Annotated in this window: 21 protein-coding genes and 1 pseudogene; all 22 read right to left on the bottom strand. The window is 55.5% G+C overall.

The window, feature by feature from the left end:
- Window positions 1-152 precede the first annotated feature (152 nt).
- The 22 genes and pseudogenes from A2273_09470 to A2273_09365 all read right to left on the bottom strand — a co-directional run bounded on the left by A2273_09470 (window position 153) and on the right by A2273_09365 (window position 21,735).
- Entirely contained in the window at window positions 153-2,189 is a 2,037-nt protein-coding gene (locus tag A2273_09470) for a translation elongation factor G (GenBank protein ID OGF07155.1), read from the bottom strand.
- Between the two features lie 184 nt (window positions 2,190-2,373).
- Entirely contained in the window at window positions 2,374-2,844 is a 471-nt protein-coding gene (locus A2273_09465) for a 30S ribosomal protein S7 (GenBank protein ID OGF07145.1), read from the bottom strand.
- A 56-nt stretch (window positions 2,845-2,900) separates the two neighbouring features.
- Window positions 2,901-3,275 carry a 30S ribosomal protein S12 gene (locus A2273_09460; GenBank protein OGF07144.1) on the bottom strand — a complete coding sequence of 125 codons (375 nt, stop codon included), beginning with the start codon at window positions 3,273-3,275 and terminating at the stop codon, window positions 2,901-2,903.
- A gap of 374 nt (window positions 3,276-3,649) precedes the next feature.
- Window positions 3,650-4,564, bottom strand: coding sequence for a hypothetical protein (locus A2273_09455; protein OGF07143.1), 915 nt, complete (start codon window positions 4,562-4,564; stop codon window positions 3,650-3,652).
- Window positions 4,561-4,857 (bottom strand): hypothetical protein, encoded by a 297-nt coding sequence (locus A2273_09450; GenBank protein OGF07142.1) that lies wholly within the window; start codon window positions 4,855-4,857, stop codon window positions 4,561-4,563. Before A2273_09450 ends, A2273_09455 begins: the two co-directional genes overlap by 4 nt.
- Before the next feature lie 327 nt (window positions 4,858-5,184).
- Window positions 5,185-5,391 (bottom strand): hypothetical protein, encoded by a 207-nt coding sequence (locus A2273_09445; GenBank protein ID OGF07141.1) that lies wholly within the window; start codon window positions 5,389-5,391, stop codon window positions 5,185-5,187.
- A gap of 42 nt (window positions 5,392-5,433) precedes the next feature.
- Complete coding sequence (locus tag A2273_09440) at window positions 5,434-5,670, bottom strand: hypothetical protein (GenBank protein OGF07140.1); 237 nt, start codon at window positions 5,668-5,670, stop codon at window positions 5,434-5,436.
- A 106-nt stretch (window positions 5,671-5,776) separates the two neighbouring features.
- Complete coding sequence (locus A2273_09435) at window positions 5,777-6,838, bottom strand: peptide chain release factor 2 (protein OGF07139.1); 1,062 nt, start codon at window positions 6,836-6,838, stop codon at window positions 5,777-5,779.
- A gap of 74 nt (window positions 6,839-6,912) precedes the next feature.
- A complete protein-coding gene (locus A2273_09430; protein ID OGF07138.1) occupies window positions 6,913-7,143 on the bottom strand; it encodes a hypothetical protein in 231 nt (76 codons plus the stop codon).
- A gap of 75 nt (window positions 7,144-7,218) precedes the next feature.
- On the bottom strand, window positions 7,219-7,851 hold the full coding sequence (locus A2273_09425; protein OGF07137.1) for a dephospho-CoA kinase: 633 nt from the start codon (window positions 7,849-7,851) through the stop codon (window positions 7,219-7,221).
- On the bottom strand, window positions 7,848-9,080 hold the full coding sequence (locus A2273_09420; protein ID OGF07136.1) for a hypothetical protein: 1,233 nt from the start codon (window positions 9,078-9,080) through the stop codon (window positions 7,848-7,850). Before A2273_09420 ends, A2273_09425 begins: the two co-directional genes overlap by 4 nt.
- Window positions 9,081-9,097: 17 nt before the next feature.
- Window positions 9,098-9,433, bottom strand: a complete 336-nt coding sequence (locus tag A2273_09415) for a hypothetical protein (GenBank protein ID OGF07135.1) — start codon at window positions 9,431-9,433, stop codon at window positions 9,098-9,100.
- Window positions 9,434-9,584: 151 nt separating this feature from the next.
- Window positions 9,585-10,613 carry a hypothetical protein gene (locus A2273_09410; protein OGF07134.1) on the bottom strand — a complete coding sequence of 343 codons (1,029 nt, stop codon included), beginning with the start codon at window positions 10,611-10,613 and terminating at the stop codon, window positions 9,585-9,587.
- Between the two features lie 206 nt (window positions 10,614-10,819).
- Window positions 10,820-11,260, bottom strand: coding sequence for a hypothetical protein (locus A2273_09405; protein ID OGF07133.1), 441 nt, complete (start codon window positions 11,258-11,260; stop codon window positions 10,820-10,822).
- On the bottom strand, window positions 11,257-12,228 hold the full coding sequence (locus tag A2273_09400) for a hypothetical protein (GenBank protein OGF07132.1): 972 nt from the start codon (window positions 12,226-12,228) through the stop codon (window positions 11,257-11,259). Before A2273_09400 ends, A2273_09405 begins: the two co-directional genes overlap by 4 nt.
- A 5-nt stretch (window positions 12,229-12,233) precedes the next feature.
- Window positions 12,234-14,035 (bottom strand): annotated as a pseudogene (locus A2273_09395) (KamA family radical SAM protein).
- Window positions 14,036-14,164: 129 nt separating this feature from the next.
- Window positions 14,165-15,055: a hypothetical protein gene (locus A2273_09390; GenBank protein OGF07131.1), complete on the bottom strand. Its 891-nt coding sequence runs from the start codon at window positions 15,053-15,055 to the stop codon at window positions 14,165-14,167.
- Window positions 15,056-15,122: 67 nt separating this feature from the next.
- On the bottom strand, window positions 15,123-15,503 hold the full coding sequence (locus A2273_09385; GenBank protein OGF07130.1) for a reactive intermediate/imine deaminase: 381 nt from the start codon (window positions 15,501-15,503) through the stop codon (window positions 15,123-15,125).
- Between the two features lie 28 nt (window positions 15,504-15,531).
- Window positions 15,532-16,428, bottom strand: a complete 897-nt coding sequence (locus A2273_09380) for a site-specific tyrosine recombinase XerD (GenBank protein OGF07129.1) — start codon at window positions 16,426-16,428, stop codon at window positions 15,532-15,534.
- An 83-nt stretch (window positions 16,429-16,511) separates the two neighbouring features.
- A complete protein-coding gene (locus tag A2273_09375) occupies window positions 16,512-19,271 on the bottom strand; it encodes a hypothetical protein (GenBank protein OGF07128.1) in 2,760 nt (919 codons plus the stop codon).
- Window positions 19,272-19,318: 47 nt separating this feature from the next.
- On the bottom strand, window positions 19,319-21,034 hold the full coding sequence (locus tag A2273_09370; GenBank protein ID OGF07127.1) for a hypothetical protein: 1,716 nt from the start codon (window positions 21,032-21,034) through the stop codon (window positions 19,319-19,321).
- 29 nt (window positions 21,035-21,063) lie between these two features.
- Window positions 21,064-21,735, bottom strand: coding sequence for a hypothetical protein (locus A2273_09365; protein ID OGF07126.1), 672 nt, complete (start codon window positions 21,733-21,735; stop codon window positions 21,064-21,066).
- Window position 21,736 lies beyond the last annotated feature (1 nt).

Below are 21,736 nucleotides of genomic sequence, written 5' to 3'. Positions count from 1 at the left end.
GGTCAACGTCGTCTTGCCGTGGTCAACGTGACCGATCGTCCCGATATTTACGTGCGGCTTGGTTCGCTCGAATTTTGCTTTGGCCATACCTGGAATCTCCTTATATTCTGGTAAATTTTTCCGCTTTATATCTTACTTGTCAACTGCCGTGATTAGCGCCGGCTTCCGTTTTTCTCCATTATCTCCTCGGATATCGACCGGGGAACTTCCTCGTAATGATGGAACTGCATGGTGTAGATGGCCCTTCCCTGAGTGAGGGACCTCAGCCTGGTGGCGTAACCGAACATCTCGGAAAGGGGAACCATCGAGGCTATGACCTGAGCATCCTTGCGTTTCACCAGTCCCAAAATCTTACCCCGGCGGGCGCTCAGGTCGCCGATCACGTCGCCCATGTACACTTCGGGGACCACCACTTCCACATCCATAACTGGTTCCAAGAGGACTGATGATGCTTTCTGCAGGGCATCCCGGGCCGCCATTGAAGAGGCTATCCTGAAGGCCATGTCAGAAGAATCCACCTCGTGATAAGAGCCGTCGGTCAGCTCCACCTTGACATCCACCACCGGATATCCCGCCAGCACACCGGATTCCAGACCGTCCTTGACTCCCTTTTCCACCGAGGGAATAAATTCCTTGGGGATGTTGCCGCCGATGATGGAATTGACGAACTCGAATCCGGTCCCTGGCTCCCTGGGCTCGGCATGTATCACCACATGGGCGAATTGTCCGTGGCCCCCGGTCTGCTTGGCGAATTTGATGTTGCTGGTGACCGATTTGCGGATGGTCTCGCGGTAGGATACCTGGGGTTTGCCCACATTGGCCTGCACCGAGAACTCCCGCAGCATGCGGTCCACGATTATCTCCAGATGAAGCTCGCCCATGCCGGAGATGATGGTCTGGCCTGTCTCCTCGTCGGTCTTCACCCTGAAGGTGGGATCCTCCTCCAGCAGTTTTGCCAGGGCCAGGCCCATCCTGTCCTGATCGGCCTTGGATTTGGCCTCCAGGGCCACCGCTATAACCGGATCTGGGAATTTCATGGCTTCCAGCACCAGGGGATGCGTCTTGTCGCAGATGGTATGCCCGGTGCGGCTTTCCTTTAGCCCCACCAAGGCGGCGATGTCTCCGGCTGATATCTGCTCCACATCCTCGCGCTTGTTGGCATGCATCATCAGTATCCGGCTTACCCGTTCCCGCTTGTCAAGGTTGCTGTTATATACCGTCTCGCCGGCCCTGAGGATTCCGGAGTAGATTCGGACGAAAGAGATCTTGCCCACATAGGGATCGGTGGCTATCTTGAACACTAGCCCGGCCAGAGGCTCGTCGGGGCTGTCGTGCCGCTCTTCCTTGTGGCTGGTATAGGGGTTGATGCCGGTGATGGGCGGAAGATCGGTGGGGGCCGGCAGATAGTCCACGATGGCATCCAGCAACAGCTGGACCCCCTTGTTCTTGAACGAGGCCCCGCACAATACCGGAAATATTTTGATCTCCAGAGTGCCTTTTCTGATGGAGCGTTTCAGCATCTCCGGGGTTATCTCCTGGCCGTCCAGATAGGCATGCATGGCCTCCTCGTCGAACTCGGCCACCTGCTCCACCAGATTATCCCGGTATTTCTGGGCGGCCTCCGCCAGGTCGGCCGGAATGGGACCGGTCTCGGGGACCTTCTCTCCCTTGTCGTCGAAGGTCATGGCCTTCATGGTCACCAGGTCCACCACCCCGCTGAAAGCCTCCTCACGGCCGATGGGCATCTGGAGGGGCACTGCCTTGGCGGCCAGCCGCTCCCGCATCATGGAAACCGCGTCGTCGAAGTCCGCCCCCACCCGGTCCATCTTGTTGATAAAGGCTATCCGGGGAATGTGATACCGGTCGGCCTGTCGCCATACCGTTTCGCTTTGCGGCTCCACTCCGCCCACGGCGCAGAACAGCGCCACGGCGCTGTCCAATATTCTCAAAGAGCGTTCTACTTCGACCGTAAAATCAACGTGGCCCGGGGTATCTATGATATTTATCCGATGTTCTTTCCAAAAACAGGTGGTGGCGGCCGAGGTGATGGTAATGCCGCGTTCTTTCTCCTGCTCCATCCAGTCCATGGTGGCGGCCCCGTCGTGGACCTCGCCGATCCGATGGACCCGGCCGGTAAAATAAAGTATCCGCTCGGTGGTGGTGGTCTTACCGGCATCGATATGGGCCATGATGCCGATATTCCTGGTCTTATTTAATGATTCCTGAGCCAATTTGTTTCCTATCTCCCGCCGCCTGAAATTTCATCGATCAGGAGGCCGGAATATCGATCCGCCGATCAGATGTGATATGCGATGTAAAATGGCGACAGGTTGTTCATTAGTCTATTGAATTCACCTGATATTAAAGCTGATTTTAGAACCGGTAATGAGCAAAGGCCTTATTGGCCTCGGCCATCTTATGGGCGTCCTCTTTCTTCTTGATGGCGCCGCCCTCGTTCTTGATGGCAGACAGTATCTCTCCAGCCAATCTTTCCCGCATGGTCTGCTCGGAGCGGGACTTGGCTGCAGCGATCATCCAGCGGATGGCCAGTGCGGTCCGGCGCTCCGGCTTTACTTCCACCGGCACCTGGTAGGTGGCGCCGCCCACCCGGCGGGGCTTGACCTCCAGCACCGGCTTGATGTTGTTCAGGGCCTGCTTGAAGCCATCGATCCCCGAAGCCTTGGTCTTCTTCTCCACGATCTCCACCGCGTTGTAGAAGATCCGCTCAGCTATGCTCTTCTTGCCCCTCTCCATCAGGTTGTTGATGAAAATGGTGACCATGGTGTCGTGGTATTTGGGATCGGGCAGCAGTTCCCGTTTTATGACTCTTTTTCTTCTCGGCATTTTTATACCAGTCTCGGTGTTATATTTTTATTTTTGAAATGTTGCTGTGGAAAAAATTATTTCTTGGCGCGTTTGGTGCCGTACAGCGAGCGGCTTCTCTTGCGGCCATCCACCCCCGATGTGTCTAGGGTACCGCGGACGATGTGGTAGCGCACGCCGGGCAGGTCCTTGACCCGGCCGCCCCGCACCATCACGATGGAGTGCTCCTGCAGGTTGTGACCCTCGCCGGGGATGTAGGACAATATTTCAATGCCGTTGGACAGCCGGACCTTGGCCACCTTGCGCAGGGCCGAGTTGGGCTTCTTGGGGGTGGTGGTATAGACCCTGGTGCAGACCCCGCGCTTCTGGGGACAGTTCTTGAGAGCCGGAGCCTTGGTCTTTTTGGACTTGGTTTTTCTACCGTGTCGGATCAGTTGGTTGATGGTCGGCATGGGATCTCCTTAACCGATTTTCCGTTGATGCTGCCGGGGATTAAAAGCAAAATTCCCCATGTCCTGTCCTACTTTCTTTAATAAGACAGGAAGATGGCATACATAAAAGTTTTCCTAAAGAATTGATATTATATAAGATTTCATACAAAATGTCAATCCCTAAAATAAAAATATTTAATATTTTTCAAAAAAATTTTAGATGGAACTTCTGACCGGCTTTTCCCCGCTTTTTATACAATATGTTGTTTTCTCCATCCTATCCATAGGGGATAGTTTCAAACCGTCCCCTACTGCTTATACAATAATAGCGGATAAAAAAAGCCGCCCTGGCGGACGGCATATTAATGTTATCAAATACCCACTAATTAAGGCACTCAACGCCAACCTTGTCCCAAATGCCACACTTTATTAAATGGTTTCTTCTCAATCAAAGATTGAACCACAGGCATAAGAAGACCCTGTATCCCATCAACGGCGGCGATCAACTCTTGGGTTTCACGCGGTTTGTTCTTTTCCAGGAATGATGTCCATTGCCTTTGTTTGGCGGGATCAGATGAAAATCCTTTATCCAGTCCCTCCGGCAGTGATCTTGGCAATTCCGTTTTTCTTCTTTTAAAGGTGGCTGTTATCGCCTTGGATAGGGTAACGCCGTCTATTTCATTGTGCCGGGATATGTACCAAAGATCGTAGTAATCCTTCATCCGGCTGTTGGCCAGGCCTTTATCAACGATGGTCTGGAATTTTTCGGCAATGTACGTATAAAGCGTATAGGCTTTGACGCTGGGGGCCGGGAAATCCAGCAGCACCGGATATTTTATCGTCTTGGCCTGCGGGATCACTGCGTCGCCGAAACCGATGTCGATCTGAAGGTGTATCCGGGCGCCAGCCAGCACCGCTGCCAATGTCAACCTGATGCCCTGGTATTCCGAATTTTCCCGTATCTCTTCGCCGTGAACGGTGTCCGCCAGGAATTCCAGCCCGTCCGGCTCGACGGATGCCCGGCACAGATCGCGGAATATCTTCTCCATTTTTGGGATATCGCTGGGCCCTTTGCCCAGCAGATCTGCGTCCATTGACGAGCGGACCGGCTGATCATACCAAACCTTAAAAAGCAACGCGCCCTTAAGCATGAACCGGTCCCGGTAATGTGATCGACCCAGGCGGTAAAGCAGGCGTTCCAGGGCATAATGGGTGAGCAGGACATGGAAATCGTATCCGAACCCCGGAAATTTCTGTTTCAGTCGCTCCCGCACCGAAGCGCCGATGTCGGTTACTGGCTTCCGGCTCAAAAGACCGCCTCCATATAGGGCTTGATCACATTGAGCACCCGGTCGATCCGGGCGTACTTGGTCAGCTCGTCGGCGGTAAACTTGCGGCTCCGGCGGCCTTCCTTAAGAGCCTCCAGCGCCACATCCAGTCCGATCTTGTTACGGTATTTGAAGCAATCGGCCACCGTCTTAGCGGGGTTGTAGACCCGGACCGTGACGCCTTCGACCAGATGGTCTTCGACGCCCGAGGTAAAGGATTCGCCGGAAAAGAACACCAGCTGCAGCCCGGTATCAATCTGTTTCGTTCGCCACATTTTATTCTCTATGGCGATCCAGACCTGCGCGGGCAGTTGGGTCGTGATACCGTGAAACCTGAGGGCCGTTGCCAGACAGATAACACCCTTTGGTACAGCCTTTGCCGCCAGGGCCAATGAATTTTTTTCCGTGAGTTCCGCTCCGATAACACGATATGCACCACGCCTAATACGATCAATCTCCCCTTTATTGGTCATCCGGCGTATGACCTCCGGATGAATGTCCATTTTAACCGCGTCAGCTATGGTAAAATATGCTTGCCGTGCATACTTCTTCTTTATTCTTTTTAGCGTCTGATCTCTCATGTGTTTATGTCTCGGTAGTTATTAATATCTACCGAGATTATTACACATTTTTAGTTTAATGTCAAGTTCTTTTTTATATTTAGCCACTACAATATTGGACCCCATCATCATGATGATCTTCTTTGCTTTCATGGTCGTGCCCTCCATCATCAAGGTTATCAGCACTATCATGATGATGATGGCGGCATGCTTCCTTATTAATAATATTAACGGGTTAAGCAATGCCAAAGGGCCGCCCTGACGGACGGCCCTTTTAAAAAGCAGATAAAACTAGTTGCCGTTGACCACGATGCAGGTGACGGTCCGGCCGACGCCCTTGGTCCCCTGGATCCTGGAAATGATCAGTTTTGTCAGGTCCTTCATAGTGGGGGCCTCCACGTAGGCGATGATGTCATGAAGTCCGGTCACCACATGAGCCTGCTTCAACCCCTTGATCTTGCGCAGGGCCCTGACCACCAGTTCGGCTTTGCCGGCATCGCAATTGATGAACTCATAAGCTGCTACCATTCAACACACCTCCTTCCATTATTTTGATTTTGGGTCTTTATTAAAGTTAAAAACATTAAAACCTTTGTGTCCTTTGTGCTCTTTGTGGTTCAAAAAACCTATCCGGTCAGAGGTCATCCCCGGATTCCATCTTGTCGAACTTGCCGCCCCGCTTGAGATAGGCGTTTATGAACCGGTCGATCTCCCCATCCATCACCGCTTTCACATCTCCGGTCTGCTCCAGGGTCCGATGATCCTTGACCATGCTGTAGGGGTGGAAAACATAGGATCGGATCTGGTTTCCCCAGGCGATATCGGTCTTGGTGGCCTCCAGCGACTGGCGCTTCTTGTCATCCTCGGCCTTGTAGTGCTGGTACAGCCTGGAGCGCAGCACCTTCATGGCGTTGATCCGGTTCTGGTGCTGGGATCGCTCGTTCTGGCTGCAGACCACTATCCCGGTGGGGATGTGAACCATCCGGATGGCAGTTTCCACCTTGTTGACATTCTGCCCTCCGGCCGAGCCGGACCGGTAAACGTCTATCCTAATATCTGATTCAGGAATGTCCACCTTGATGTCATCGTCGATCTCGGGGTATACGAAAGTGGAGGCAAACGAAGTATGGCGACGTTTGTTGGAATCGAAGGGTGATATCCTGACCAGCCGGTGAACGCCGATCTCGGCCTTAAGATAGCCGAAAGCATATCTTCCGGTCACCTCCACCGTAACGCTTTTGATTCCGGCTTCGTCGCCCGGCTGCAGATCGATCACCTTATATTGGTAGCCGTTACGTTCCATCCAGCGGGTATACATCCGCAGAAGCATCTCGGCCCAATCCTGGGATTCGGTCCCTCCGGCCCCGGGGTGGATGGTTAAAATAGCGCTTCGTTCATCATCCTCTCCCCGCAGCATATGACGAAACTCCAGACCCTCTAACCCTTTTTCCAGGGCGGCCAGATCGTCCTGGATCTCCTTTAAGGATTCGCTGTCCGATTCCTCCACCAGCTCCAGCAGGGTGGCCGCATCATCGCACTTTTTCCTAAGCTCCCTCCAGGGATCTATCCATTCCCGGCGTCGGTTGGCCTCTGCTATGACCTCCTTGGCCTTGATATTGTCGTTCCAAAAATCCGGGGACGACATCCTGGCCTCGTATTCTGCCAGTTCCTTTTCCAAACGGTCCAGGTCAAAGATACCTCCGCAGGTTCTTTATATTCTCATCAGCAATCTGGCCGTTATTTTTCAATTCCTCTATTGTCAAAACGGTGTCATCCTTTGTCTGTTAGTGCTTTCTTTTTAAAGTAGTTCGATCTTACCCAGGTCCAGTTTAAAACCAGATGGATGCCGGCGATCAAGATCATCAATAATCCCCCGAACAGATGGGTCACCCCAAGGATCTCGCTGCCGACCAGGAAGTAGATCACCCCTGTCGCTGCCTGGACCAAGAAAACCAGGAATAATACCGGATTGATCTTTTTCAGCCAATCCATCTTGTTCATTTTACCATCCTTCTGCTGTTGATCAGCGGCCGGCATCTATTTTATGACAAAAGGGCCGGACAATTCAACCTTTTTTTATTTCAGGATGACATTTTCCTCCGCCAACCTCCTCCAGGCCAGGGCCGCCTTCTCCTTCAGCTGCACGATAGTGCCGTTGTTTGGGATCACGATGTCAGCCTTTTTCTTTATTTGAGAGACCGGCATCTGGGAGGCCAATATTCTCAAAGCCCTGTCTTTAGGGACTCCCCGGTCCATCACCCTGAACAATCGGAGCTTTTTGGGGGAATCCACCATTACCAATCGGTCCAGTTTTTTCTCCAGACCCCATTGCACGATCAGGGCGGCGTCAATCACTATCGGCCTGGCGGAATATTTTTCCCGGCAGAGAAGGATATTCTTATCTATCTCCCTTAAAAGGGCGGGGTGCGCGATGCGATTCAGACGGCGTAGTTTTACCGGATCGGAGAAGACCATTTCTGCCAGCCGGCCGCGGTCGATGCTGTTTTTACCCAACAATATGCCGGGGCCGAAAGCTTTTATAACTTTGGCAAAGCAGGGTGATTTTTTATCCAGCATTTGATGTCCCAGCTTATCGGCATCAATGATACAGGCCCCCTGCCTTTGGAAAACCTTAGCCACGGTGCTTTTCCCCGAGCCGGCCCCGCCGGTCAGGCCGATAACTATAACCTGTTTTTTATTATTTTTCATATTTTAGCGAATACTTGGCTGTATTTTCTTTTAAAATAGAGGCTCATCCCCGAGGCTCCGGCGAACAGGATCATGGCCAAAATAAAATCCGCTTGGTAGCTTACCCGGGAAAGCAGGTAATATCCCAAAAGCGGACCCAGGAATCCCCGGACCCCGGTCAGGGTCACATGCAGCCCCTGGTACACCAGGGAATCCCGGTTTCCGGCAAAGTGCAGGGAGCCCAGGTTCCACAACATGACGACGCCGGTCAGGCCCAGAGAGAAGAAGCACAGACTGGCATAGGCCAGTATCCTGCTTTGATAAAGACTGGAGAGAAGCATCAGCAGGGGGTATCCCACCATGATGGCATAGGAGATGGCCGCTATCTTCCATAGATTGATCCGGTCGAATATCATCCCGGCCAGGGGCATCAGGGCTAACATAAAAATCTGGGCGAACACCCCCTTGGCCTGGGCCATTTGGGAATAACTGAATTTCAGCTGATTCAACATGAATAGCGGCACCGCCGGAACCATCACCATGAAGGCCAGCCCGTAAGTCATGAAAGCCAGTTCGAACATCAAAAAATCGGTGCGTTTGAACATCACCTTCAGGTCGCGGGCGGTGCGCCTCATCCGGTATTTTGATTCCGGGCGGTAGGCGATGTGTGAGTCTATGACGATGAACAGCAGATAGGTGATCCCCCCGGTGACGGCGATGCTCATCAGGATGGGCTTGTACAGCTGCGGGGAAAGATCCAGCAGGCGCCCCACTATCAGGGAGGTGGCCATGGAGAAGACCATCAGCACCATCCGGGTCAGCCCGAACACCTGGCCCTTCTTCTGGGCGATGTGCTTCTGATAGAATGAATTTATTATGGGGCCCTGGACGGCATACAGGGAATAGTAAAAGAACAGCAATAACAGGAAAAGATTGGCCCCTTCCAGCAGGAAGGCCAGGATGAAGATCAGCCGGCCCAATATCATCCCCGGGATCAGGATCCATTTCTTGCTGCGGTTGCTGAAGAAAAAACTGACCACCAGCGACAGCAGCATGGTGGCGTTGGCCAGCAATCCGATGACTGATATCTGAAAATCGCTGGCAGCCATGGCTTTCTTGGCTATGGTCTCCTGCAGCAGAAGCACCCCCTGGGTCATTCCGTCAAAAACGCAGGACAGCATGATCAGCCAGAATACCAGCCTTTCTTTTTTGTTGAAGGCCGAATAGAAACCGAATAATCTGGCGAGCATATTATAATCCGTAGCGATCACTCCTCCCTGGCATCCCGCTCCTGGCTGTCGCGGCTGTCGTTATCCCGCTCCCGGGAATCGCCCTCCTGGTCGGGGTAGATGTCCCAGGGGTCGTACACATCGTAAATCCCTTGGTAGTCGGGTCCGTAATAATACAACTCCAGGAAATTATATTCGTCGCTGGAATCGATCACACCTGCCGAGGCACTAACCGGGCCGGGCTTTGGGGCGGCAGAAGAATCTGGCATTGACTGCATGACCGGCACTTTTGCCGCGATCGAATCCTTCTGGGCGCTAAGCCCGGGCGGTATTAAAAACAGAAAAACGGGCAGGAGGATTATCCGCTGTCTCATTTTAGTGACCTGCTAAATGGATTTAATGTTCTGTTATTCTCTAATTCTCTATGCCGCTGAATTTGAATCAGCCGGGACCAACGGTGTGTTTTCCCGTTCTTTTGCCGGAGTTTAAAATATTCATCACCAAACGGTTGAAGCGCATTACATTTCACCGGGAAAGCTTCTCTTCCAGCAGAATTCTCTTATCCGGTGTGGTGATGAATATCAAAACCATATCTGCCGCCAGCTTCATCAGTGGATCAGGGTTGTAATCGTAATCCTCGCTGCCCGGACACTTGGCCGAGATCGCCAGCACCCCGGTCTCCTGGTGCACATCCAGCAGGGTCCTGCCGATAAAGCCGGAATTCTTGGGCACCTGAAACTCCTCCACCCGCATGGCATCGTGCTTTTTGCTTCTCAGCATGGTGTCCAGAAAAGAGACCGTCGCCGGCCGCACCAGTTCCGAGGCGATCCGCATCCCGCCGATCATATTGGGGGAGACCAGGTAGGAGGCCCCGGCGTTGACGAATTTGTGCCGGGTGGCGGGATTGTTGAAGCGCGAAGCTATTTTGATGCCGTTATTGAGATCCTTGGCCGCCACCACCAGATAGAGATTCTCCTTGTCGCTCTCCAGGGCCGCTATCAGGGCCTGGGCCTTCTTGATCCCGGCCTCCAGCAGAACATTATCATCGGTGGGGTCGCCCTCCACCGCCACCACATCCGGGATCTCCTTGCGGATGGCATCCAGCACGTGGGGATTCTCGTCGATCACTACGAAGGGCCGCTTGGTCTCCTTAAGTTCGCGGGCCACATAGACCCCGATATCCTTGGCCCCGCAGATTATGTAATGCTTGTCCATTCTTTTTATCCTCTTATGTAATTTTCGCAACTGGAAGAATTTGTTCAGCCGGCCCTCTATCAGAAAGGCGGTGAAGTTGGAGACCGCATAGGCCACCCCGATCATGTAGATGAAGATCAGGGCGATGTTGACCACGGTCAGCAGCCGGCTGCCCTGGGTGCCGATCATATCCTCGTAGCCGATGGTGGAGATGGTGATGGCCACCATGTACAGGCTCTTCAGCAGGGTGATCTCCTGGCCCTCCATCCGGGCCAGCCCGTAAAGCAGGAATGACGACAGTATCACCAGCAGGGCGATGAAGGCTATGGGCCAGATAATTTTTTTAAATTCCTTGTTCATATCCGTACGATCAAGTATTATTCGCTTTTTAATTAAAGGTAAATCACAAAAACATAGATTTATAATTCGGCTTTTTTACCACCAAGACACCAAGCCACTAAGGTTCTTACTGATTTTTATATTACCTGATTGATTTTCGTGCTTTTTGTATGTTTCGTGGGAAAAGACCCCTGGCATCTAAGATAAGACCCCGCCTGAAAAAACGTTCAAAATCTCTTGACCAGGGCCACCGACCCCGGCGTCACCTGTAGCGACAGGTCCGGCTCGCTGTGTTCGTCGAACTTGAACATGTGGGCGTCGACATAGGCATCGGCCAGCGACAGAGTCCAGATGCCGATGAACCACCATTTGTAATTGCGCCGCCGCTGGTTATGGTAATTGTAATCGTCCTGAATGGGATTCCCTATGGCCGCCTGATCCTCCCGGTTGTAGCAGTATCCCAGGTATCCCAGGCCTCCGGCAAAGATCGCCGCCTTCAGATACTGCTGGGTGTAAAGCTGCCCGCCCCCGGGAAGGGCCGCCGAGAAACACACCGACAACAGCGGCGAACGGTGGGGCTTCTTTTCCTCATTTTTTTCCTGGGCCGGCAGCTGATGGGACATGACCGCCGCTATGGCCGCCCAGAACAACATCCTTCTGATCTTCATATCTGCCACTTCAAAACAAATGCCTCATGAGGCTTCATCACCGTGATGCCTTCCTTTTCTTTGTTGCGGTAGATGTTTATGCCCACTGCCTGGCCCTCCTGCCGGTCGCAGTATCTGGCCAGGATCTTCCCGGCGGTCTGTAAGATATCCTCCGATATCTCACCCTTAATGATCCCCACCGGGCCTTTGATATTCTCGGCCGGACGGATGACGGTATCCTGGCTTCCGGCCAGATCTAAAAGCCGCTGGTTTTCCGACCGGTTGCGTCCCACGACCATTTTGGTGTTTTCCTCCAGCCGGAAATGGCGGCCCAGGCTCAAAAGTTCCGCATCCTGACGGTTCAGTCCCTCGTGTTCTATGAGCTCCTTCAGGCGCTGGGAATATTTTTCCTCGGTCAGCAGGCAGCCCCCGGCCGGCTGGGGATAATCCTTTATCCCGAAGCTTTGGGCCAGCTCCTCCTGGCGCTTGCGGCCCCGGCCGGAAAAGTCATGCAGTTTTTCCCGGTCCGCCCAGCCCTCCCGTTCCGGCTTGGTGGGTTCCAACAACTTTGCGGATAATGGGCGTAGCACCAGGTCCCGGTCGGCCGATAATTTAAGGACGGCGTTCAGGCCTCCACGGGTCTGGGACATGGGCCGCTCGCCCAGCACTTCCCCGGTGATCAGGAATGAAGCATCAAATTTTTCCAACAGGCTGTGGGCCGTTTTCAGCATCAATCCGTGGCAGTCTATGCAGGGGTTCATGTTGCCCCCGAAACCGTAGCGGGGGCTTTTCATCATGGCGAAATATTCCTCGGTGAAGTCGTGCTCGATCAACTTGACGCCCAGTACCCCGGCCGCCTTCCGGGCATTCTCCGGCCCGAAGAACGGCGTGACGAAGCAGACCCCGATAACCTCGATGCCCTGTTCCATGATCACCCTGACCGCCAAAATGCTGTCCAGCCCGCCGGAGAGAAGTGCCAGTGCTTTCATTTATATCAAAAATAATAGTAGATGGTGCGGTAGTCCTCGATGTTCTCTCCCCGCCGCTTCAGTTCCTGCAGATAATCGTAGATCGGCACGTCGGAATCTATGTAGGTGTCCACCAGGGCCAGTTTCTTCTCCCAGGGATGGAACTCGTAGACCCGGCTGCCGTCGGGCATGATGGTCAGCAGGGTGTGGTGCTGCTCGGCCCGAACATAGTTCTTGCCCAGCCGGGGGACGTTGTAAACCGGCTCGTCGGTCCTCACCAGTCCCGGGAACAGCCGGGCCTCCTCCTTGACCTCCTGCTGCAGGCGGGCCAGCGGCACCCGGTAGTTGCGGGTCTCCTCCTTGCCCTTGGTGTTGAAGGTATAATAGGGGTCCACCCCGACCAGCCGCAGGGCCCGGCGCAGGGCCACCAGCTCGAAGCGCCGGCTGTTCTCCACGGTGAACACCGCCTGGTTGTAGACCGACATCCCTTTCATTCGGAATTTCTGCACCGCCTCCATCGATTCTTCGGTGATCTCGTAGGGATGTTCGAAATGGGTGACGATGGCCACCTCCCTTAGGCCCGGCTGGTGGTATCTGGCGATGATATCCATCAGGCCTTCGGTGATCCTCTGGGGCAGCACCACCGGGGTCCGGGAGCCGATCCTTATCCTTTCGATATGGCCTATCCGTGAAAGCTTGGACAGCACATTGTCGATCCGGCCGTCCTCCATCACCAGCGGATCGCCGCCGGTGACCAGCACCTCGCTGATCATGGGGTGGTCGGCTATCCACTTGATGGCCTGCTCCAGCTTTTCCTGGGAGGCCTCGGCTTCGGGACAGAGGGCGTCCTCGATCTCCCAGTTGCGCTGGCAATAGACGCAGATCTGGCTGCAGGTGTTGTAGGGCTTGAGGATCACGATCCGGGGATACCGCCGGGTCACCAATTCGATGGGCGAGGTGTCGTGCTCCAGCATAAAGTCCAGGGAATGGCTGTGATCATCCTTGTTCTTCAGCATTTTTTTACGTAATTGGCCGGCGGGATCACCTGGGCCCGGACGGCATGGTCGTTCGTGCGGGACGGGTCCTGGTCCATCAGCGATACGTAATAGGGAGTGATGCCGAACGGCAGGGCCCTGGATTTTGCCTTGTCTATTGCCTTCCTCTCCTCGTCGCTCAGATCGATCAGGCTGGAAAGCTGCTCGGCATTGCGGATGATGTTCTTCAGGTGCCAGCGGTGATCCTTCCAGTCTTCCTGGGAAGCGTTGAAATGCTTCAATATCCGTTCCCGGTTCTGCTGCCTGGCCTTCCTGACATCCGGATCCAGGCCGGAGGCGTATCTTTTAATGAAGGTTTCGCAGCGCAGGGCCACGGCGTCCAGCTGGTCGGAACGCTGGATGGCCGCCTCCCGGCCATGCATGTCGGCCGAGGTGGAATAGATCTCCTGGTCATAGACCCGGCTTTTCCCGGTGGTGCCCATGAATATGTGCCGCAGGTCCTCGAAGAAAGCGTCGGAAAGGTTTTCGGGAAGATCCTGATGGTCATCCCGGGCCAGCTGCCACAGCAGTTTTATTATGCCGAACTTGGCCAGGTTCTCGCTGCGGACCGAGATTATCTTGCGCAGGGCATAGATGCAGTTTATCTGCAGCGACCATTCCAGGCCCTTGGGAGCGATGATATCCAGGTGCAGCATCCGGACCATCTCGTCCAGATAGACCACCAGAAGATTCTTGGCTATCAGGTGGTTCTCGGCCTCCTTCAATATCCCGTGGATGGTGGGATTGGCCTCGAACAGGCGCTGGATGTTCTCTTTTTTGAAGTTCATGGGCATCCTCCTTTACCGGATCGTAAACGAAAAGCGATTTCTTATGCGCTCTTCCCTCTCCTCAATTACATTTGGTTTATCTGATGATCTATCATCAACAGCATTGAACATGCTTTGGTGATCGCGAAATATCCTTCACCAAGCATGATCGCCCACGATGGCCTCCACCGCCTTGGGCAGTATGGACACCTCGTAGTGCTTCTCCCTCTTGGGCCACAGTTCGCCGTCCACCTGGACGGCCATGGGATGCTCCGATTCCACCACCACCTTCTGGGTCCGGCCCATCACGATCTGCTTGAGATGGGTATGTTTCCCTTTGAAGGTCTTGGGCACGTGCCGGAAGAACTCCAGCCAGGTCAGCTTGTGGATGATGCACAGGTCCAGCCAGCCGTCGTCTATCTGGGCCTCCGGCGTCAAAATATAGCCGCCGCCCACGCTCCGCCCGTTCATGATCTCCACCAGCAGGGCCTCCACCCACACCTTGCCCGGCCCGAAATCCAGGCTGATCCGCTGGCCTTGGTAGCGCATCAATGCCTTGACGGTGGCCAGCAGGTAAAGCTTCAGGTCCCGCAGGCCCCTGATCTTCTGCTTTTCTATGATCACCTCTCCGTCCAGCCCGATGCCCAGCGAGTTGAAATAGTACCAGCCATTGACCACTCCGGCGTCCATCATCCTGGTGCGGTGCTGTTTGATATGGCTGACGGCGTGGGCTATGTTGCGACCGATATTCAGGGATTTGGCCAGATCGTCGCCCGAGCCCAGGGGGATCATTCCGAACACCGCCTGGCTGCCCACCAGCGCCCCGGCCACCTCGCCGGCCACCCCGTCTCCGCCGCAGGCCACGATAACCTTGAAGCCGCGCTCCACCGCCTCCCGGGCCTGCTTCCGGGCGTCGCCCTCCCGGTCGGTCAGCGACAGCTCGAAGTTGATGCCGGCGGCCTTCAGCAGGGCCTTGACCTGCTCCAGATGCCCGGCCGCCTCGCCCCCGTGGGCCTTGGGATTGAAGATGACTTTGGTTCTCATCATAGTTGAGCCTTTTTTACCACCAAGGCACCAAGCAGATCTTTTTGTGCCTTTGTGTCTTTGTGGTTAATCAAATTTCCGCTATCGCCTCGATCTCGATCCTGGCGTCCTTGGGAAGCCGGGCCACCTGGAAGGCCGAGCGGGCCGGCGGGGCCTGGTTGAAATACTCGCCGTAGACCTGGTTCATGGCGGCGAAATCATTCATGTCGGCCAGGAAGACGGTGCACTTGATGACCTTCTTGAGATTGGATCCTCCGGCCTCCAGCACCGCCTTCAGGTTCTCCAGCACCTGCCGGGTCTGGACATTGATGTCGCCCTCCACCAGCTGGCCGGTCTTGGGGTCCAGCGGGATCTGCCCGGAGGTGAAGACTAATTTGCTGTCGAACTCGATGCCCTGGGAATAGGGCCCGATGGCCGCCGGGGCCTTGTCGGTTTTGATTATCTGGCGCATAAAAGGCTCCTTATATTATTTTTTAAAATTATCCCCGGGGGTGAAATTGCCGGTGTACTTCCTTCAGATACTCCCGGTCCACATGGGTGTATATCTGGGTGGTGGAGATATCGGCATGGCCCAGCATCTCCTGCACCGAGCGCAGGTCGGCCCCGCCCTCCAGCAGATGGGTGGCAAAGCTGTGCCTTAAAATATGGGGATGCACCCGCTTTTTTATCCCGGCCTTCTGGGCATAGGCTTTAAGCAGTTTCCAGAAACCCATCCGGGACATCTGCCTCCCCCGGTTGTTCAGGAACAGCACATCGGTTGCGATCTTTTTGATCAATACCGGGCGGGAGCCCTCCAGATATCTTTCGGTCCAGCGCCGGGCGGTCTGGCCGATGGGCACCACCCGCTCCTTCGATCCCTTGCCGAAGCATCGGATGTATCCCTGGTCGAAGGCCAGATCGGACCTTTTAAGGCCCAGCAGTTCCGAGATCCGCAGGCCGCAGGCGTAGATCACCTCCAGCATGGCCCGGTCCCGCAGGCCCAGCGGTGTCGAGGTGTCCGGCTGGGACATCAGGGATTCGATCTCATTGGTGTCCAGCACATCGGGAAGCTTCTTGGCCAGCTTGGGCGAATCCAGGTTCTCGGTGGGGTCGGTTTTGCAGAGGCCCTCTCCAACCAAAAAGCGGTGAAACCCCCTCACCGCCGAAATATTCTGCGACAGGCTGCCGGGAGAGAGTCCGTATCCCGCCAGCTGGGAAAGGAATTGGGCTATATGGCTGCGGAGTATTTTTGAGGGATCGGTTATCCCCTGGATCTCCAGGGAATCCAGGTACCGGCGCAGGTCCCGGGAGTAGGCCTCGATGCTGTTTCCGGCCAGCCCCCGCTCCACGGTCAGATGCCCCAGGAACCTGTCCAATATCTCGGGATTGTTGCTCAAAATAATCCTATATAATTTGATCCGTGTGAATCCGCAGTTATCCGTTAAATCCCCGTTCCATTGATCCCCTCTGGCGGCAGCTATTACCCGAAAGTGATCTCCTTGTCAGGTTTGTCCTTATCGGCCGCCGGCTTGAGCAGTGACTTGTGGGCCGGCGGTTTTAATAAAGAATGCTCAGGTTGGGAAATCTCCTTTTTCAGCAACGGGGCCGGGGCCGGCCTGGGTGTCAGGGCCGGTTTGGCAAAGGGGTTGACCGCCTGTTTGAGGGCCAGGGCCGCCTTGGGGATCGGTTTTCCCTCAGGCCTGGGAGACAGCAAAGGCTGTCTGGGCAGCAGGGGTTTATCCCTGGCCGCCAGCAATGAGGGCGGATGAGCCTCCTGGGCGGTTTTGATGGGAGCCAGCTTGGGTTTGGCCATCAGCGGCATCGGCTGCCGGGCCGGAACGGCTGGGATCGGTTCCTGGGCTTCCAGTTCCTCGCTCTGATCCTGGGCGGTCTCCGATTTTGGGACCGGTGGCGTTTGCGACAATCCGGTCACCGGACGTCCCTTGGCCTTTATCCGGAGGAAGGCCGCCCTCTCCTCCTCCTTGCGCCGGGCCTCCAGCTTTTCCCTCTCGTCGCGCTCCCGCAGCAGCCGGGATTCCTCCTGCTGCAGCAGGGCCACCTGCTGTTCCAGCTCGCCCATCTGCTGCTTCCTGTCGTCTATCTGGTTCATCAGGGCCATGATCTCCTGGTTGGACTTTTCGGCATTGGCGATCCGTTGGTTTATATCCTCCTCCTCGGATCTTCTCTTCTCCAGGATTTTTTCCAGGCTGCGCAGGTTGGATTGATTCTCCTGAACGCTGGCCGTCAGCTGCTGCTCCGATTCCTGCAACTCCTGCACCTTTTGCTGAGAGGCCTCCAGCTCGGACCGCAGGGCTTCTATGTTGCCCTTGATCTCCTCGGCCTCCCGGCTCAGGTCCTGCTTCTGGGACAGGAATTCCTGCAGTTGGTTCTTTTGCTGCTCCATCTGGGATATTTCCTGTTTTAGCTGGCCGTGGCTGTTCTCCAATTCGGACTTTTTATCCTCCAGCGATCTCACCTCGTTCTGGAAATTATCCAGCTGCTGCCGTTTCTGCCTGTATTCCTCGTCCACCTGCTCCTTCTGGCCGCGAAGTTCGGACAATTGTCCATCCGCCTCTTTGCGCTGGTTCTCCAGATCCTCCACCTGCTTCCGGATATCGTCCAAATGGCGGCTCTGCTCCTCCATCTGTTTCAGACCCTCTTCCAGCCCCTTCTTTTGGCCGGCCAATTCTTCGTTCTGCTCCTTTAGCTGGTTGCGTTTGCCTTCCAGCTCTTCCACCTTCTGGGCCAGCTTCTCTTCTTTCTTGGCCAGTTTCTCCACCTGGGACTCCAGCTCCTTCTGGCTGGACAGCAATTCCGGCACCTTCTCCTCGGAGGTCAGGATCTGGGTGTTGATCTCGTCGCGCCTGGCCTCGGCCTGGGATATCTGCTGTTTTAGATTGTTCAGGCTGGTCTCCAGTTCGCGGATGGCCTCGACCTCGTGCTGCTTCTGGGCCTCCTCCTGCTCCAGCTCGGACACCCGTTTTTGTTTTTCCTCTATGGCCTGGTTCAATTCTTGTATATTTTGCTGGGATTCCGCCTGTTCGGTCTCGGCCCTTAAAACTCCGGCCTGGACCTCCTCCAGGGATTTGGTGGCATTGGCCTGCTCCTCGGCCTTCAGGTCGATATCCAGCTCGATCTCCTCCAGACGGCCCTGCTTCTCCGCCAGTTCCTTCCCCTTGGCCGTCAGTTCCTCGGACAGCCTGTCCAGCTGCTGCTTCCGCTCGTGCTGCTCCTTGACCACGGCCTGCAGTTTCTCCTCGGCCTCCTTGAGGCCGCCGTTCAGCGCCTCCATCTTGGTGGAGACGCTGGCCTCCTGCTGGGTCAGACCCTCAAGCCTTTCCCTTATGGCATCCTCCTGCTTCTTCAGGCTCTCGTGTCGTTCCACCACCTGGGCCTCGGAGCTCCTGATCTCGGCGATGCCCTTCTCCAGCTCGTCCTTCTGTGTCTTGAGGCCGTTGACCGTTTCCTCCAATTGCTTGGCTTCCGACTTGAAAGATTCGCTTTGGGATAAAAGCCCGTTCTTCTCCTGCTCGGCCGCCGTCAGGTCCGAAAGTATCTGGGCCTGCTTGTCCTGGGCCTGGTCTATCTTGGCCTGCAGCTCCTTCATCAGGGCATTGAGATCCTCCACGGTCCCTGCCAGTTTCTTCTCTTGGTCCATCAACGACTGGCGCCGTTCCTGGAACTCGGCCAGGGTCTTTTCCTTCTCGGCGAACTGGGAGACCACCGTTTCCTGTTCCTGGCGCTTCTGGTTTATCTCCTTCTCCAGGGCCTCCAGTTCCTTCTTCCATTTGTCCGACTGGTTCTGTCCTTCGGCCGCCTGCTGTTCCAGCAGCATGATGTCCGCCTGAAGCGACTGGCTCTGCTGCACTGCGGCATCGGCGGTCTTTTTGGCCTCGTCCATCTGCTGGTTGACGCTGAGCAGTTCGGCCCGCTTCTCCCAGATCTTGGTGGCCAGGTTGGAATCCTCCTTGGACCTCTCATCCAGCTTCTTGTTGACCTCGTCCAGCTTGGCCTTGGCCTCGTCCATCCTCTGGGACATGGACATCTCTTCGCCCAGCGACTCGGCCAGGCGGGAGTCTATCTCGTCCATGGTTTTTTTACGCTCGGCTATCAGCTGGTCCAGGGAGGTATAGCTGCGGCGGCCCTGCTCCACCTGGGCGATGACCTCGGCCTCCTCCTTCTTCATCTGTTCCAGGGGATTGGCCTGAGCCTTGTCTTCCTTCTTTTTGGCGAACAACATACTTTTCCTGCCTCCGATATTTGGGAGATTATATTATCGTTTTTCGTTTAGACGTTGACCTTCTTGCCCACGAACAGGTAGCGCTTGATCTTGCGGGTGGTGGTCTTGGGGAACTCCTCCTCCCTTACGGAGAAGTGTTTGACCCGCTTGTAATCGGCCAGGTGGCCGCACTGGTGCTTGACCTCATCCTTCAGGATCTTCTCTATCTGGGCGGTGTCCATGGTCATCTTGTGCCTGGCGGCATATTCGTCAAAGGCCTCGTAATTGGGATAGATCATGGCATGGACCTCCTCCCGGTCGGTCTGGGGATTTTTCTCGCCCACCACCAGCACCTCGGCGATATAGGGGCTGCCCAGCAATTGAGCCTCGATCTCCTCGGGGTAGATGTTCTTGCCGGCCGCCGAGACGATCAGGTTCTTGGCCCGGCCGGTGATGAACAGGCAGCCCCGCTGGTCGATGTATCCCAGGTCGCCGGTCAGCAGCCAGCCGTCCCTGATCACCGCCTCGGTGGCCTTGGGGTTCCGGTAATAGCCCAGCATGACGTTGGGCCCCCTGGCTGCGATCTCGCCGATGCCGTTGGCGTCGGGCTCCAGTATCTTCAGTTCCACGCAGGTGATGGGCGCCCCCACCGAGGCGTGGTCCGGATTCTTGACGGTGTTGATTGTCAGCACCGGGGAGGATTCGGTCAGTCCGTAACCTTGGACGATCTCGAATCCCAGGGTCTCGAAGCCCTTTCCCACCTCGACATTGAGGGCCGCTCCGCCCGAGACCAGCAGCCTGAGGCTGGACATCCCGGCCTTCTCCCGCAGGGAATGAAACACCTTGCCCCCGGCCTTTTTCCCGGTGAGGGACTTGATGGATTTGACGATCCCGTTGGAGGTGGAGAAGGCCATCCGGGTCAGCAGGGGTTTTTCTTTTACCGCCCTCATGATCCCCTGGTACATCTTCTCGAACAGCAGGGGGACGCCCACCATCATGGTGGCCTGGCTGTCCCGGATGTCGTTGATGATGTCCCGTGACTTGAGGGACTGGGCGTAGGTGATGGTGGCGCCCACATACAGCGGGACCAGCATCCCGGCGGTGGCTTCGAAGGTGTGGTGCAGGGGAAGCACCGAGATGAAATTGTCGTGATGATCGTGGTCGAATACCTGGTAGCTCCCGTCCACGTCGGACATGATGTTCCGGTTGGAGAGCATCACCCCCTTGGACTGCCCGGTGGTGCCCGAGGTGTAGATGACGGCCGCCAGGTCGTCCAGCTGCACCTGCCGCTTGAGGGTCTTGGGCTCGGGCGGCTCGTAAAGACTTGATAGGTTGTTCATGGAAAAGGTCTTCTTCAGGCTGGGCAGCTTGCCGGCGGCCTCGTCGGTCACCTCCTTGAAATTATTGGAGGCGATCAGGGCCACCGCCTCGGAATCGGTCAGGATGTGGCGGATCTCCTGGGCCTTCAGCTGGGTGTCCAGCGGCACCAGGATGGCCCCCAGACTGGCCACCGCGATATAGCTCTCCACCCACTCCGGGCAGTTCTCCCCGATGATGGCCACCTTGTCGCCGTGCTTGATGCCCTTTTGGGCCAGCCCCGAAGCCAGTTGTTCGGTCCGCTCTTTCAGGTCCTTGTAGGTGACCTGGTAAAAATCGGAGCCCCGCCTGATCTGCAGTGCCGTCTTGTAGGGATACAGTCCGGCCGAGCGGGCCAGCATCCCCTTGATGGTGATTAGGCCCAGCCCCTCCCTTACCGGATAATGCTTGTTGCTGTAGGTTTCCATATCATTCTCCGAAAGTTCTCTTTGTTTTTTCACAGGAAACTGAATATCTCCGGTCCGGCAAAGAAGCTGGCCACAAAGGATGCCGGCAGAAGGAGATACGACAGGATATTTATCCGGGTCACCTGCATCAGGATGATCAGCCCTACGAAGATGAACATGCCGTATTTCTCCAGGCTCAGGTATCTTAGGGACAATCTCCCCGGCAGCAGCCCGGCCACCACCTTGGAGCCGTCCAGCGGCGGAATGGGTATCAGGTTGAAAACCGCCAGCACCGAATCGGCCAGCACCAGATAGAACAGGATCATCATCACCGGATACAGCAGGGTTCCCGGTCCCTCATAAAGGGGATACAGCAGGCGGAACAAAAGCCCGCTGGCGGCGGCCAGGATCAGGTTGCTGACCGGACCGGCCAGCGACACCCAGATCATGTCCTTCTTGGGTTCTTTTAACGCCAAAAAATTCACCGGCACCGGTTTGGCCCAGCCGAACACGAACGGGGCCTTCAGCAGTATCAGCATCCCGGGGAAGATGAAGCTGCCGAAGATGTCCAGGTGTTTCAGCGGATTCAGGGTCAGGCGCCCCATCAGGTATGCGGTGGGGTCGCCCCTCTTGAACGCCACCCAGCCGTGCGATACCTCATGCACGGTGATGGCGAACAGTATCGGCGGTATGGCCAGCAATAAACCTAAAAATGTTTCCATC

This window comes from Candidatus Edwardsbacteria bacterium RifOxyA12_full_54_48, from assembly GCA_001777915.1.
Classification (GTDB): Bacteria; Edwardsbacteria; AC1; order AC1; family EtOH8; genus UBA2226.
This window is presented reverse-complemented; position numbering and strand designations above follow the sequence as displayed.

Excerpts from the sequence above, each read along its gene's own strand:
- A2273_09470 (OGF07155.1), bottom strand. The coding sequence starts at position 2,189 with ATGGCCCATATCGATGCCGGTAAGACCACCACCACCGAGCGGATACTT.
- A2273_09465 (OGF07145.1), bottom strand. The coding sequence starts at position 2,844 with ATGCCGAGAAGAAAAAGAGTCATAAAACGGGAACTGCTGCCCGATCCC.
- A2273_09460 (OGF07144.1), bottom strand. The coding sequence starts at position 3,275 with ATGCCGACCATCAACCAACTGATCCGACACGGTAGAAAAACCAAGTCC.
- A2273_09450 (OGF07142.1), bottom strand. The coding sequence starts at position 4,857 with ATGTGGCGAACGAAACAGATTGATACCGGGCTGCAGCTGGTGTTCTTT.
- A2273_09440 (OGF07140.1), bottom strand. The coding sequence starts at position 5,670 with ATGGTAGCAGCTTATGAGTTCATCAATTGCGATGCCGGCAAAGCCGAA.
- A2273_09430 (OGF07138.1), bottom strand. The coding sequence starts at position 7,143 with ATGAACAAGATGGATTGGCTGAAAAAGATCAATCCGGTATTATTCCTG.
- A2273_09425 (OGF07137.1), bottom strand. The coding sequence starts at position 7,851 with ATGAAAAATAATAAAAAACAGGTTATAGTTATCGGCCTGACCGGCGGG.
- A2273_09420 (OGF07136.1), bottom strand. The coding sequence starts at position 9,080 with ATGCTCGCCAGATTATTCGGTTTCTATTCGGCCTTCAACAAAAAAGAA.
- A2273_09415 (OGF07135.1), bottom strand. The coding sequence starts at position 9,433 with ATGAGACAGCGGATAATCCTCCTGCCCGTTTTTCTGTTTTTAATACCG.
- A2273_09410 (OGF07134.1), bottom strand. The coding sequence starts at position 10,613 with ATGAACAAGGAATTTAAAAAAATTATCTGGCCCATAGCCTTCATCGCC.
- A2273_09405 (OGF07133.1), bottom strand. The coding sequence starts at position 11,260 with ATGAAGATCAGAAGGATGTTGTTCTGGGCGGCCATAGCGGCGGTCATG.
- A2273_09400 (OGF07132.1), bottom strand. The coding sequence starts at position 12,228 with ATGAAAGCACTGGCACTTCTCTCCGGCGGGCTGGACAGCATTTTGGCG.
- A2273_09390 (OGF07131.1), bottom strand. The coding sequence starts at position 15,055 with ATGATGAGAACCAAAGTCATCTTCAATCCCAAGGCCCACGGGGGCGAG.
- A2273_09385 (OGF07130.1), bottom strand. The coding sequence starts at position 15,503 with ATGCGCCAGATAATCAAAACCGACAAGGCCCCGGCGGCCATCGGGCCC.
- A2273_09375 (OGF07128.1), bottom strand. The coding sequence starts at position 19,271 with ATGTTGTTCGCCAAAAAGAAGGAAGACAAGGCTCAGGCCAATCCCCTG.
- A2273_09370 (OGF07127.1), bottom strand. The coding sequence starts at position 21,034 with ATGGAAACCTACAGCAACAAGCATTATCCGGTAAGGGAGGGGCTGGGC.
- A2273_09365 (OGF07126.1), bottom strand. The coding sequence starts at position 21,735 with ATGGAAACATTTTTAGGTTTATTGCTGGCCATACCGCCGATACTGTTC.